10 protein-coding genes and 2 tRNA genes are annotated in these 13749 nt (G+C 41.1%); 8 read left to right on the top strand and 4 right to left on the bottom strand.

Annotation, left to right across the window (positions count from 1 at the left end; all coding sequences use genetic code 11):
• Positions 1 to 129: 129 nt before the first annotated feature.
• Positions 130 to 609 (bottom strand): peptide-methionine (S)-S-oxide reductase MsrA, encoded by a 480-nt coding sequence (gene msrA, locus H5114_RS19050; RefSeq protein ID WP_182723777.1) that lies wholly within the window; start codon positions 607 to 609, stop codon positions 130 to 132.
• 220 nt (positions 610 to 829) lie between these two features.
• On the opposite strand from msrA, the gene astE reads away from it, so the two are divergent.
• From astE to nadA, 5 genes are all read left to right on the top strand, one after another.
• Complete coding sequence (gene astE / locus H5114_RS19045) at positions 830 to 1858, top strand: succinylglutamate desuccinylase (RefSeq protein ID WP_182723776.1); 1029 nt, start codon at positions 830 to 832, stop codon at positions 1856 to 1858.
• Positions 1859 to 2014: 156 nt separating this feature from the next.
• Positions 2015 to 3193, top strand: a complete 1179-nt coding sequence (locus H5114_RS19040; protein WP_124014936.1) for a thiamine pyrophosphate-dependent dehydrogenase E1 component subunit alpha — start codon at positions 2015 to 2017, stop codon at positions 3191 to 3193.
• Between the two features lie 3 nt (positions 3194 to 3196).
• Complete coding sequence (locus tag H5114_RS19035; protein WP_124014935.1) at positions 3197 to 4174, top strand: alpha-ketoacid dehydrogenase subunit beta; 978 nt, start codon at positions 3197 to 3199, stop codon at positions 4172 to 4174.
• Positions 4175 to 4183: 9 nt separating this feature from the next.
• Positions 4184 to 5821 (top strand): dihydrolipoyllysine-residue acetyltransferase, encoded by a 1638-nt coding sequence (locus H5114_RS19030; protein ID WP_182723775.1) that lies wholly within the window; start codon positions 4184 to 4186, stop codon positions 5819 to 5821.
• 103 nt (positions 5822 to 5924) lie between these two features.
• Positions 5925 to 6992 carry a quinolinate synthase NadA gene (nadA, locus tag H5114_RS19025; protein ID WP_124014933.1) on the top strand — a complete coding sequence of 356 codons (1068 nt, stop codon included), beginning with the start codon at positions 5925 to 5927 and terminating at the stop codon, positions 6990 to 6992.
• Positions 6993 to 7093: 101 nt separating this feature from the next.
• Here the strand turns inward: nadA and H5114_RS19020 are convergent, their stop codons facing one another.
• From H5114_RS19020 to H5114_RS19010, 3 genes are all read right to left on the bottom strand, one after another.
• Positions 7094 to 9010, bottom strand: a complete 1917-nt coding sequence (locus H5114_RS19020; RefSeq protein ID WP_182723774.1) for a methyl-accepting chemotaxis protein — start codon at positions 9008 to 9010, stop codon at positions 7094 to 7096.
• Between the two features lie 479 nt (positions 9011 to 9489).
• The gene (gap, locus tag H5114_RS19015) at positions 9490 to 10500 is read right to left on the bottom strand and encodes a type I glyceraldehyde-3-phosphate dehydrogenase (protein WP_124014931.1); all 1011 of its coding nucleotides are present in this window, start codon (positions 10498 to 10500) and stop codon (positions 9490 to 9492) included.
• 229 nt (positions 10501 to 10729) lie between these two features.
• The gene (locus H5114_RS19010; protein WP_182723773.1) at positions 10730 to 11560 is read right to left on the bottom strand and encodes a DUF2989 domain-containing protein; all 831 of its coding nucleotides are present in this window, start codon (positions 11558 to 11560) and stop codon (positions 10730 to 10732) included.
• Between the two features lie 201 nt (positions 11561 to 11761).
• On the opposite strand from H5114_RS19010, the gene H5114_RS19005 reads away from it, so the two are divergent.
• The 3 genes from H5114_RS19005 to H5114_RS18995 all read left to right on the top strand — a co-directional run bounded on the left by H5114_RS19005 (position 11762) and on the right by H5114_RS18995 (position 13700).
• Positions 11762 to 13198, top strand: coding sequence for a glyceraldehyde-3-phosphate dehydrogenase (locus H5114_RS19005; protein WP_124014929.1), 1437 nt, complete (start codon positions 11762 to 11764; stop codon positions 13196 to 13198).
• A gap of 311 nt (positions 13199 to 13509) precedes the next feature.
• A tRNA-Gly gene (locus tag H5114_RS19000) sits at positions 13510 to 13585 on the top strand.
• 41 nt (positions 13586 to 13626) lie between these two features.
• A tRNA-Cys gene (locus H5114_RS18995) sits at positions 13627 to 13700 on the top strand.
• The last annotated feature ends 49 nt before the right edge of the window (positions 13701 to 13749 follow it).

The following is a 13749-nucleotide window of genomic DNA, read 5'->3' as shown; positions in this document are numbered from 1 at the left end:
GTGAAGTTGAGTGTAGGAAATCGATTGGGGTTATCTATTATGTAAATATTCCGTTTCAAGTGAGGCAATGCTAAACATCATCTCACTTGAATCGCTTAATTATCGCTCGGTAGTGTTGCTCGTTTAGACTTAGTAAACCAAATGACAAGTTGGTAGGTTATTTTTTTCTAAATAATTCTGGTGATATTCCTCGGCTATGTGGAATGTTTGTATCGGTACAATTTCAGTCACAATATGACGCTGTCCCCATTTACCGCTGCGAGCTAATGCCAGCTTTGAACTTTCAGCTTGGGCTTTTTGCTCTTTATCGTGAAAAAATATCGTACTGCGATATTGAGTGCCAATGTCGCCACCCTGCATGTTTAACATGGTCGGGTTATGGTTTTTCCAAAACACATCCAGTAGGTCGTTAAAACTGACCACTTCAGGATCAAATTCAACTTGGACAACTTCAGCATGGCCAGTGGAACCCGTCTTCACTTCTTTATAAGTTGTTGCAGTGTCTTTGCCACCCATGTAGCCACACGTTGCGTTACTGACGCCGTTAATTTCACGGAAAAAATATTCAACACCCCAAAAACAGCCTGCACCAAATGTTGCTAACGCCATGACATACCCTTAAAACATATTATAGAAGTCTAGATGGCTGTAATTGTGTTGAATATTGTGATCTTTTGCAAGCAAACTTTTATTAATAAATAAAACTAACATATGCCTGCAATAAAATAGTCCTTGGCTATGATAGAATCTGCCGTAATAGGCATCTTAGTTAACAGCCGTTTACGTCAAGTTTAACTACGCCATATAATAATGAGACAAGGAGTTGATAGTGTTATCTGACCTGATGATAAACCACGATTTTTTAGCCTATACCTTAGCAAATCCGACTCGACTACCAGCAGCGTATGACTTTATGTTAGCCCAACATACTCGGGTTGATGTATTAGATACTGGGGTGATTGTGTTTACGCCAACAACTGCCACTAAAGACATAGTGTTGTCATGTGCCGTGCACGGTAATGAAACTGCGCCAATTGAAATATGCAATCAACTGATTAAAGATTTGCTGACTCAACGTATAGAGGCCAAGCAGCGTGTAATGTTTTTAATCGGTAATCCCGCTGCGATCATTAATAAAACCCGTTTTATTGATGAAAACATGAATCGCCTATTTAGCGGTGCGCATTCAAAGGGCGAGGGTTTAACTCACCCAGAGCGCCATCGAGCTAAAGCGTTAGAGCAATACGTGGCTGACTTTTTCAATGCCAATAGCGACAATCAACGCATTCATTACGACTTACATACTGCAATACGTGCTTCAAAGCATGAAAAGTTTGCCATTTACCCATATCGTCCAGGTCGTGCTTTTAGCGGCGAGCAAATTATGTTTTTGGCGGCATGTGGTGTTGATACCATGTTATTCCATCATGAACCGACAACTACGTTTAGCTACTACTCCTCAGAGCAATTTCAAGCAGATGCATTTACCGTTGAATTAGGAAAAGTGATGCCATTTGGTCAAAACGACATGAGTCGTTTTGACCAAACTCATACTATGCTTGAAAAACTGATTACTGAGCCTAAGTTAGCGCCTGTTGAGTTTGACGCAAGTAAGGTCAACTTGTATAAGGTGTCTAGGTCGATTAATAAACATTTCGATGACTTTGAATTTAGCTTTGCTGGTGATGCTGAAAACTTCAGTGCTTTTAGTCACGGGGCAGTGTTAGCGACAGAAGGTGGTAAAGCGATCACCGTCGAACAGCCACAAGAGGCCATTGTATTTCCGAATGCAAATGTACCCATTGGGCAGCGTACAGTGCTATGTTTAGTACCTGCACCGAACGAGTCAATCTTATAGTCGTAAAGCAATATATACATGTCAATCGTGAGTAAAATACGTTTACAGTGAGAGTAAGTATTGATAGGTAGTTTACGTTAACGTAATGTCTACTCGCATAGTATAAATAGAGCCATGTTTATGTTGAACATGGCTTAACAATAACAAGAGCATAATATGAGCAACGCACCACTGACCAATGAAACAGTGCACCGTGTCAGCTTCTTAGACAAAGCGTCATTGCACATCCCCATTTTGCGTATTTTGCAAGCTGATGGCACCACATATGAAAATGCGGTTTTACCAGTAATCGACAAGGCTCTGGCCGAAAAAATATTTGATACCTGTGTTTTTACACGAGTATTAGACGAGCGTATGTTGGGTGCGCAACGTCAAGGACGAATTAGTTTTTACATGACCTGTACCGGTGAAGAAGCCTCAATTATAGGCAGCACTGCAGCGCTTGATAAAGACGACGTCATTTTGGCTCAATATCGCGAACACGCCTCATTGCGTTATCGTGGATTTAGTACTGAACAATTTATGAATCAAATGTTCAGTAACGAGAAAGATTTAGGTAAAGGTCGCCAAATGCCGATCCATTACGGCAGCCGTGAACTCAATTACCAAACCATTTCGTCACCACTGGCAACGCAAATTCCGCAGGCGACTGGTGTTGCTTACGGTATGAAGTTACAGGGCAAGCGTAATGTGGCCATTTGTTATTTTGGTGAAGGCGCTGCATCAGAAGGTGACTTCCATGCTGGTTTGAATATGGCCGCAGTACTCAAGTCTCCTACCATCTTTTTCTGTCGCAACAATGGTTATGCTATTTCTACCCCAACCGAAGAGCAATTTGCCGGTAACGGTATTGCCAGTCGCGGTGTAGGTTACGGTATGCATACCATACGTGTAGACGGTAACGACATGCTCGCAGTGCTAGCTGCTACGCAACAAGCTCGAGCTCACGCATTAGAGCACAATGCTCCGGTATTGATTGAAGCGATGACATATCGTTTGGGGGCGCATTCTTCATCAGACGATCCATCTGGGTATCGTTCAAAAGAAGAAGAAGCAAAATGGCAACAGCACGACCCAGTAAAACGTTTTAAATTGTGGATGATCAACAAAGATTGGCTTACTGAAGCCGATGAAGCCAAGTTATTTGAACGTTATCGCGAAGAAGTGTTAGCGGCAGTTAAAGTGGCTGAAAAGTTGCCGGTGCCGAAACTCGACGAAATTATCGAAGATGTGCTTGATAAACCAACTCCAGCGCTTAGAAAACAGCTTAAAGAGTTGAAAGAGCATATCGCTAAGTATCCAAAAGCCTATCCAAAAAGCGCAGGGAGACTCTAAATCGTGGCTCAAATGAATATGTTACACGCCATCAATGAGGCGTTATCAATAGCTATGACTGCCGATGAGCGCATGGTGATTTTTGGTGAAGATGTGGGTCACTTCGGTGGCGTTTTTCGTGCGACTTCTGGTCTGCAAGAACAGTTTGGTCGTGATCGTTGTTTCAACACACCGCTAACAGAGCAAGGCATTGCAGGTTTTGCTAATGGCTTAGCATCTTATGGTATGACTGCGGTTGCTGAAATTCAGTTCGCTGATTATATTTTTCCAGCATTCGATCAAATAGTTAATGAATCAGCAAAATTTAGATACCGCAGTGGTAATCAATTTGATGTGGGTGGATTAACCTTCCGAACCCCATATGGCGGTGGGATAGCAGGTGGTCATTACCACTCACAATCTCCTGAAGCCTATTTTACCCAAACACCAGGCCTAAAAGTGGTGATTCCACGCAATCCAGAACAAGCAAAAGGATTGTTGTTGGCATCTATTCGCGATCCAAACCCGGTTATTTTCTTTGAACCTAAGCGTTTATACCGCGCATCTGTTGGCGAAGTGCCAGCCGGTGACTACGTTATCGAATTAGGTAAAGCACAAGTGGTTAAGCAGGGCAGTGATATTACAGTCCTGGCTTGGGGCGCACAGATGGAAATCGTTGAAAAAGCCTGTGAGCGAGCGGAAAAAGAAGGTATTTCATGTGAAATTATCGACTTACGTACTATCGCACCATGGGATGTTGAAACCATCGCTAAATCAGTCACCAAAACCGGTCGTTTACTGATTAACCATGAAGCCCCTTTAACCGGTGGTTTTGCTGGCGAAATTGCCGCAACGATCCAACAAGAATGTTTCTTATCGCTTGAGTCACCAATTTGTCGAGTGTGCGGCCTAGATACGCCTTATCCATTAGTGCATGAAAAAGAATACATGCCAGATGAGTTAAAGACCTTCGAAGCTATCAAGGCCACAGTTGCTTATTAGGAGTAAGATATGATTAAAGATTTTATTTTACCTGACATCGGCGAAGGTGTAGTGGAATGTGAATTAGTCGATTGGTTAGTCAGTGAAGGTGACATGGTTACCGAAGACCAACCGATTGCTGATGTAATGACTGATAAAGCCTTAGTACAAATTCCTGCGCCGCATGCCGGAAAAATCACTAAGCTTTATTATGCTAAAGGCGAAATAGCCATAGTGCATCAGCCATTATATGCGGTTGAGATGGACGGTGATGACAGCTCTAGTGTTTCTGAGACTCCTGTAGCTGCTGTCACTCCGGTTAAAGAAGCTGTTAACGATACATCGGCTAATCACGCTCCTGTTGACCGGGATAACTCTGTCGCTGCGACAACAAAAAATTCATCAAATATTGAAGAATTCTTACTACCCGATATTGGTGAAGGAATTGTTGAATGTGAGCTAGTTGACTGGTTGGTAGAAGAAGGCGATATGGTGGTCGAAGACCAACCGATTGCTGATGTGATGACAGATAAAGCGTTAGTGCAAATTCCGGCGATGAAAGCCGGTAAAATCGTTAAACTGCATTACCGTAAGGGTCAGCTTGCTAAAGTGCATTCGCCTCTATTTTCCATCGAAGTCGAAGCTGATGCTGATAGTGCATCTGCTAGCGTTGACGTGGTTCAACAGGCTCAAGCCGCTGCACCACATGTTAATCTAGAGCCCGTTGCTCAGGGTAAAGCGTTAGCCAGCCCAGCTGTTCGCCGTATGGCGCGGACACTCGATATAAATATCGCAACTGTAGTGGGTACGGGCAAAAATGGCCGTGTTTACAAAGAAGATATTGAACGTCATCAGCAAGGTGCAAGTGCCTCTCAACCCGCTGCAAATACAAATGCTGCTTTATCGTCTGCTGATCAAGTTACAAGTCCTGTCAGTGGTCAATTAGTTAGCCCTGCTTCAGCAAGTGATCGTGTTGAACCTATCAAAGGCGTCAAAGCTATTATGGCTAAAATGATGGTTGAGTCAGTATCGACAATTCCACATTTTACCTATTGCGAAGAATTTGACTTAACTGAATTGGTTGCTTTGCGTGAAAGTATGAAGCAGCGCTACTCAACCGACGAAGTGAAGCTCACTATGATGCCATTCTTTATGAAGGCCATGTCGTTAGCTATCAATGAATTTCCGATCTTGAACAGTCAAGTAAACGCTGATTGCACTGAACTCACATATAAGTCGCGCCATAATATTGGTATGGCAGTTGATTCAAAAGTGGGTTTATTGGTTCCGAATGTTAAAGATGTGCAAAATAAGTCTATTTTAGATATTGCCGCTGACATTTCACGCTTAACCACAGCTGCACGCAGCGGCCGTGTGTCACCAGCCGATTTAAAAGATGGGACTATTTCAATTTCTAATATCGGTGCATTAGGCGGCACGATAGCAACACCTATCATTAATAAACCTGAAGTGGCGATTGTGGCATTAGGTAAGTTACAGATACTGCCTCGATTTAACGCCAAAGGTGAAGTTGAAGCACGTAAGATTATGCAAGTTAGCTGGTCTGGCGATCACCGCGTTATTGACGGTGGCACCATAGCTCGCTTCTGTAATTTATGGAAACACTACCTAGAGCAACCACAAGAAATGCTCTTAGCCATGCGTTAATAATGATTAAGCTATCTTATGCAAAAGGACGCTAACGCGTCCTTTTGTTTTAAGTGGCTTTTTCGTATAATACACAAACAATGTAAATCGATTGGAACTTTGTATGAGTCTGTCGGCACCTAAAATTGAAACTATTGAATATCCGTTTCCGCCAAAACCTGCCGTGTTGTCTGACGCTGAAAAAGCACAATATAAAGCACGTATCAAACAGTTATTGATTGATCAAAATGCAGTCCTTGTTGCCCATTATTATACCGATCCTGAAATTCAAGCATTAGCTGAAGAAACTGGTGGTTGTGTGTCAGATTCTTTAGAAATGGCTCGCTTTGGTCGCGATCACCCAGCAAAGACATTAATTGTTGCTGGGGTTAAGTTTATGGGCGAAACCGCTAAAATCTTAAGCCCTGAAAAAACCATTTTAATGCCCACTCTGGAAGCCACTTGTTCGTTAGATCTAGGTTGTCCGATTGAGCAATTTAATGAGTTTTGCGATGCCCATCCAGATCATACTGTTGTGGTGTATGCCAACACCTCTGCAGCAGTAAAAGCTCGTGCAGATTGGGTGGTCACCTCAAGCATTGCTTTAGAAATTGTTGAGCATCTCGATAGTCAAGATAAAAAAATTATCTGGGCACCCGATCGCCACTTAGGCTCCTACATCAATACACAAACTGGCGCCGACATGTTGTTATGGCAAGGCGAGTGTATTGTGCATGATGAGTTTCAAGCTAAAGCATTGCGCGAGCTTAAAAAGCAGCATCCTGGTGCAGCCATTTTGGTTCACCCAGAGTCACCAGCTAGTGTGGTTGAGCTTGCTGATGCTGTAGGTTCTACCAGTCAGTTGATTAAAGCGGCGCAAACCATGGCCAACGACACCTTTATTGTTGCCACGGATCGCGGTATTTTTTATAAAATGCAGCAGGCTGCTCCAGGTAAAACCTTGCTCGAAGCCCCAACCGGCGGCAACGGTGCCACCTGTAAGAGTTGTGCCCATTGCCCGTGGATGGCCATGAACGGTTTGCAAGCTATCGAAGCTTCACTAGTTGATAGTGATAAAACTAATCATGAAATATTTGTTGATGATGAACTGCGCATCAAAGCACTCATCCCACTAACTCGCATGCTCGATTTTGCAAAAGAATTGAATATGAAAGTGAAGGGCAACGCATAAGTAAATAGCTAAGTTTGCGAATCAATGACTAGCCTGATAAAAAAACCGACTTCATGTCGGTTTTTTATTCTCAATTGTGATTGTTGTGGTGCAGTATTCTGTTAAATTTTAAATTGCCCAACTAAGGTATTAAGTTGCTTAGACAAATCAGCAAGGTCCTCGCTTGCCTTGGCTGTTTGCATTGCACCATCCGTAGTCTTAGTAACGATATAGTTGATGTTATTGATGTTTTTATTAATCTCATTTGATACCGCACATTGTTCATTTGCTGCACTGGCGATTTGAATATTCATCTCAGTGATAGTATTGACCGCTGCAAAAATGTCATCGAGCGCTCGGTCGGCATTATTTGCCTGTGCTACACAAGAATCTGTGACCTTACTACTTTCTTTCATGACTTGAACTGCTTTCGCTGCACCACTTTGTAATTGTTCTATCATGGCTTGAATGTCTTGGGTTGAGGCCTGTGTTCGGCTTGCTAAGGTTCGAACTTCATCAGCAACAACAGCAAAGCCTCTGCCTTGTTCGCCAGCGCGAGCAGCTTCGATTGCGGCATTCAGAGCTAACAAATTAGTTTGATCAGAAATATTGCGGATTACTTCCAGTACACTATCAATGGCTGTTGTTTGGCTTTGTAAATGTGAAACAGTTTCTGTCGCAATGTTGATTTCTGATGCTAATTGATTAATTTCTGATGACACTGCGCTGACGACAAGTTTTCCCGTTTCTGTTGCTTCATTGGCTTTTTGGGCAGCATCAGCTGCTTGAGTAGCATTTTGTGCAACCTCTTGAACGGTTGCACTCATTTCATTCATCGCGGTCGCAACCTGCTCAGTTTCCTGTTGCTGTTGAACGGTATCAGCTCGTGTTTCAAGTGTAATATTAGATAAGCGTTCAGCAGAGTTATTAAGCAGCTGAGTAGCTGACATCACTTGGGTAATTGTGCTATGAACCTTGGTAGCAAATTGGTTGAATGCTTTGGATAGCTGAGTAATTTCATCGTTGCCGATAACGGTTAAACGCAGGGTTAAGTCGCCATCGCCATCTGCAATATTATTCATCGTGTTAGTGGTAGTATTAATTGGCTTTGTAATACTTCTGCTTACCGCCCAAGCAATGGCTATCCCTAATAATAACGCAATAATACCTACAAAAATCATAGTTAAAGATACTGTCTTTAGTGCACTCGTATTATGAGTACGATCCATTGCGATTTCTAGGACGCCAATAGGTTGACCAGAAAAATCTTTTATTTGACGTAAGTAGATAGCATAGGGGGTGTCGTTTAATGTTGACTGGCTATTAAGCACTTCACCATTAAATGCTTGCGTTAAATCGGCATTATTTGAAAAACTATTAGGTTTTGTTGTGGTTCCAAAAGCTTCAAATCGTCCATTTTTCTCAGTGTAGAGAGCAATATCGACGTTATAATCTTTTTTAAATTCGTCAAAAAATGTTTGTCCAAAAGACATACCAAACTCAACAGAGCCAATATGTTTGTTTTGATAATTTATCGGCATAATTCCGCGAATGCCTATCCCAGCGACTCCTTTTTCTAGTCCTTTAACCGCTTTTTTGTCTCGATTTGCGACAACGATGGTTTGTCTAAAAGAGGATAAATCATCCCCAAACTCCTCTGGCTTGTGAACCCTTAAAAAGGACGTCGCAGGAGGTAAGTGGAACTGGAATTGACGAACGCCATAACTAGTTTTTAATGAGTCGAAAAGCGGAATAGTTCTAGCCGCTAATTCATTTCTATTGCCCTCACTGAATAGCTTTTGTAATTCTCTATCGCTAGCAATGACAGTTGCTAAAGCTTGAGCCAATTTCCCTGTTGATTCAATATCAGCTGTAGCCGTTTCATATAGCTTGTGTAGCTCGCGTTGCTCCGCGCTATCGATAGTGGCTGAGAATTCAGATAGTACGAAAGGAATAACGGTACCCATGACTAAAAACAATACAATGGCAATACCTAAGATAATACGGTTGCCGATAGTTAAATTAAATTTGCTCGCCATTTTTAATTCCTTTGACTTTTTTTAAATGAATAATATTTAATGATTTAAAATATCAGCTATAAACAGAAAATAAACAAGGCTCTATTGGTCGAATTTTGTGCTCTATGTTGTAATAACTTATCTTTACTCATAATTAAATTCATTTCATTATTCTCATTCCATTTTGTACGATTAATAGACTAGTGAACGAATTGAAATAGAAGGGGAGTCGAATCTGTCTTACTTTATTTAGTGCTATTCGACTTCGTCACTTATAAGCAATAGATATTGGGTAATAGGATATAAAAGCTAACAGTGTATGTATGATTTTAGCGTGTTGATAAAATTGTAGGCGATGAATTTAATGATAATAGAAAATTGCAGTATTATTTGGATCCCCGAGCGATGAACTAACTTTTTAATAAATAAAAAAGCCCCGCAAATGCGAGGCTATTAAGTTTACTATAAATTAGATCTTAACGAGCTAATTTATAGTTTAATTACTTAGCGTTCATTAACGCTACAGCGTTGTCTAACATGCGGTTACTGAAACCCCATTCGTTGTCATACCATGACATTACTTTCACTAATCGACCGTTAACACGAGTTTGTGTAGCGTCGAAATTAGAAGAGAAAGGATTATGGTTGAAGTCGATAGACACTAATGGCTCTTCATTAATCGCTAATACTTCAGACATTGGTGATGTTAGTGAAGCACGGGTAATGATGGCATTCACTTCTTCAACAGTGGTATCTCTAGAGGCTAAGAATGTTAAATCAACTAAAGACACGTTGATTGTTGGCACTCGTACCGCTAAACCGTCAAATTTACCCATAAGCTCAGGAACCACTAAACCTACTGCAGCAGCTGCACCGGTTTTAGTTGGGATCATCGACATTGCCGCAGCGCGAGCACGGCGTAAATCTGTATGGTAAACATCAGATAGACGTTGATCATTGGTGTAAGAGTGGATCGTGGTCATCAAACCAGATTCAATACCAATTTCATCATTTAACGGCTTAGCAATAGGTGCAAGGCAGTTAGTGGTACATGATGCACCAGAAATGACTGTCATGTCTGAAGTTAATATATCGTTATTCACACCATATACGATTGTGGCATCAACATTCTTACCAGGAGCTGAAATAATAACTTTCTTAGCACCAGCAGTAAGGTGTGGTTGCACAGATTCTTTAGATGTGAAAATACCCGTACATTCAAAGACAACATCAATTTTTAATTCTGCCCAAGGTAACTTTGACGGGTCACGTTCTTGGAAAGTTAAAATTTTGTCGCCATTGACATAGATAGCTTCATCGTCATGATCAACTTTCGCGTTGAAACGACCATGTACAGTATCGTACTTAGTTAAATGAGCATTAATAGAAGCATCACCTAAATCGTTTAACGCAACGATTTCGATTGGGTAATCTTTGTCGCTTTCGTACAGTGCACGTAGAACGTTTCTACCGATACGGCCATAGCCGTTAATTGCTACACGGATAGTCATCTCATATCCCTCAAGTTAAAATAATTTGGTGGCATATCATTCGCCTGGTTGTAAAATTACCAAATTGGCCGTAATAATCAAGTTAAATCACCCAAATATGCCGAATTAAGCCAATAATATTCGTATTTTTTTTACATTTAGCCCATTTTGAAGATATTTTAAGCACAGTTTTGTAAGTAATAATAAATTTAATAAGCCACAAAATGGATTCAAAGTTCACAATCCTAGCTTATTTTAATAATGCTTCACTGTGACTATTGGCAAATTGTTCGCTCATTACCACTGAGACGAGTTCAATGGCTTGACTGTCTAATGTCGATGCAAGCGCTTGATCCCCCTTAATGATAGCTAATAACTGTTGTTCATCTGCTTGGTTTTCACTGATCAATAAGTTGGCTCTGGTTAACAGGTATTCTTTTTCACTATCTTGTTGTTGGCGGTAAATAGAAGCGAGGGCTAAAAACCAGTCAGGATCAATATCTGCTGGCTTGGTGGTAGCAAGCAAATGCAAATAAAGCGTTTTGGCATCATTAGGCGAAACTCTCACATAATAGGCTGCTAGTTGAGTAATGATATCGTTATCGACAAGCAATCCTTGCTTATAAGTGTTTTCTACAATCGCTAATCCTGCTTGATCGTTAAAACGCATCCAACGATAAAAAGCTAAATGCACTTCGTTATTTGCACGGGTGGTTTCTTGAAGTTCGCTGAGTGTCTGAGTGCTTACCGCAAAAGCGCGTTCTCGATCACGGGTTCGGTCAGTATTAATTTTATGTTGTACACCAGCAGCCAATTCGATGCATTTACTGTATTTCTCTAAGTAAATAAGTTGCTGGTAAAGTTGTTTACCTGTAGGCGATGAGCTCTGTTTTAACGCATATCTGTGGCGGATCAGGTCACCTTTCTCAAATCGGCACCAACTATCTTTGTGTAAATCACTACAAAGTTCAGGATTATTTTTACAAATAAGGTCGCTGTTTCGGTCATTATCGCAGCCAAAAAGGCCAAAACAGGCCCCGATAACTGTAAATGATGTAATTAATACAAAATTATGGCTCAAAAGCGTCTCCGAGCGGTAAATTGTCTAATAAAATTACACATTTACCGAAAATTTGTTACTAGCGAAATCGGCTGTATTTCTTTACAATGTCGGCGACCAACAGGGGGCCACCCCCATACAATATACTAAATTATTGGTCTTTTCTTTTTGTTACTCAAACCTTTCTGAAAAAACGAGAAAAGTGAGATAAAGGATCCCTACATGAGCGCAGATAAACATTTACAAAGCTGGCAAGAACGTTTCGAAATGGCAGAAGCAATGCAACCGTTGCTTGGCAAGTTGTATCGTAACCAAGGTATTGAGGTTATGGTATATGGTAAACCACTACTCAATGCATCAACCATCGAAATCATTAAGTCACACCGTTTAGTACGTCGTCATGTCGGTGAAAAATTACGTCTTCGTGAAAGTTTCCCATTTGTTGTAGCACTTAGCAAATTAGCCATCAAGCATTGCCGAGTCGATATTGGTAAATTAGCGATTAATTACTGGCGTGATAACAAGGATGCAAGTGGTATAGAAGCTTATATGGCACAGGAGTTGTCAGAAGCGGTTAATCATGGTGATGACACCCCAGCTCGTGATGTTGTACTTTATGGCTTCGGTCGAATAGGGCGTTTGTTAGCTCGTTTACTCATTGAGCGTACTGGTAAAAGTAATAAAATGCGCCTTCGTGCCATTGTATTGCGTGGTGGTAAAAAAGGTGATTTAGAAAAGCGTGCCAGTTTATTACGTCGTGACTCAGTACACGGACCATTTAATGGTTCGGTTGAAGTTGACGAAGAAAACAACGCAATTATTGCCAATGGAACTTACATTCAAGTCATTTACGCTAACTCACCAGATGAAGTTGATTACACTAAGTATGATATTAACAATGCGTTAATTGTTGATAACACAGGTATTTGGAAAGATGAAGCTGGTTTAGGTTTACACCTTAAGAGCCCTGGAGCAGCAAAAGTATTATTAACAGCTCCAGCCAAAGGTGCGATTAAAAATATCGTTTACGGCGTTAATGAAAACGATATCCTTGATTTAGACACCATAGTGTCAGCGGCAAGTTGTACAACTAATGCCATCACACCAGTGTTAAAAGCGGTTAATGACAAATATGTGATTGAAAATGGTCACGTAGAAACGATTCACTCATATACCAACGATCAAAATTTAATTGATAACTATCACAGTGCAGATCGCCGTGGACGTAGCGCCCCACTTAACATGGTCATTACCGAAACAGGCGCGGCTAAAGCTGTTGCTAAAGCATTGCCTGTATTAGCGGGTAAACTAACCGGTAACGCGATTCGCGTTCCAACGCCTAACGTCTCTATGGCTATCATCAGTGTTAATTTACAACACGAAACTAATCGTGATGAACTGAATGAATACTTAAAAGATGTCGCATTGCAATCTGGGTTACAAAATCAAATCGATTTTACTGAATCGACTGAAATTGTTTCAAGTGACTTAGTGGGTTCACGTTATGCAGGTGTTGTCGATTCGCAAGCAACGATTGCAGAGGGTAAACGTGCCATTTTGTACGTATGGTATGACAACGAATTTGGTTATAGCTGCCAGGTTGTTGGCGTTATGCAAAAAATGCTTGGCTTAACCACATTATCACTACCTAAAAACTAATATTTAATTAGTACCAAGTTTGCTGACAGTGGATGTTTAACAAGGTTTGCAAAGTTAATATCGCTGTTTATTGAGTACTTACCCAGTATGTAGTCTTGAAAGCATCTCTTTGGAGATGCTTTTTTATCCGCCTTGTAATATATTTAATCAGAATGATGATTTATGCATCAAACAGTCATTTTGTTGCAATAAATCTGTTTTTATTGATTGACTATCAGAGCTAAAACGGTAGAATGCCATTCCGCAGTCAGGGGAAACATCCTCTTATTGCAACGTTCTAGTTTTAAATAGAGCGTTAAAGAGATACAAATGCGACATTAGCTCAGTTGGTAGAGCGATACCTTGCCAAGGTATAGGTCATCGGTTCGAACCCGATATGTCGCTCCAATTTCTTATCTCCTCCGATGGATTTGATTTTGGTTAAGCATGGCGCGATGGCAGAATGGCTATGCTACGGATTGCAAATCCGTCTATCTCGGTTCGACTCCGGGTCGCGCCTCCACAAAATTGCGTTTAATGGTTACTTTTAGTAGCGGTTAAAACAACACTTT

Source organism: Shewanella sp. SR43-8, assembly GCF_014163775.1.
Classification (GTDB): Bacteria; Pseudomonadota; Gammaproteobacteria; order Enterobacterales; family Shewanellaceae; genus Shewanella; species Shewanella vesiculosa.
The sequence above is the reverse complement of the archived record's forward strand: the minus strand, read 5'-3'. Positions and strand labels throughout refer to the sequence as shown.

Excerpts from the sequence above, each read along its gene's own strand:
- H5114_RS19040 (WP_124014936.1), top strand. The coding sequence starts at position 2,015 with ATGAGCAACGCACCACTGACCAATGAAACAGTGCACCGTGTCAGCTTC.
- H5114_RS19005 (WP_124014929.1), top strand. The coding sequence starts at position 11,762 with ATGAGCGCAGATAAACATTTACAAAGCTGGCAAGAACGTTTCGAAATG.
- H5114_RS19020 (WP_182723774.1), bottom strand. The coding sequence starts at position 9,010 with ATGGCGAGCAAATTTAATTTAACTATCGGCAACCGTATTATCTTAGGT.
- H5114_RS19030 (WP_182723775.1), top strand. The coding sequence starts at position 4,184 with ATGATTAAAGATTTTATTTTACCTGACATCGGCGAAGGTGTAGTGGAA.
- gap (WP_124014931.1), bottom strand. The coding sequence starts at position 10,500 with ATGACTATCCGTGTAGCAATTAACGGCTATGGCCGTATCGGTAGAAAC.
- nadA (WP_124014933.1), top strand. The coding sequence starts at position 5,925 with ATGAGTCTGTCGGCACCTAAAATTGAAACTATTGAATATCCGTTTCCG.
- msrA (WP_182723777.1), bottom strand. The coding sequence starts at position 609 with ATGGCGTTAGCAACATTTGGTGCAGGCTGTTTTTGGGGTGTTGAATAT.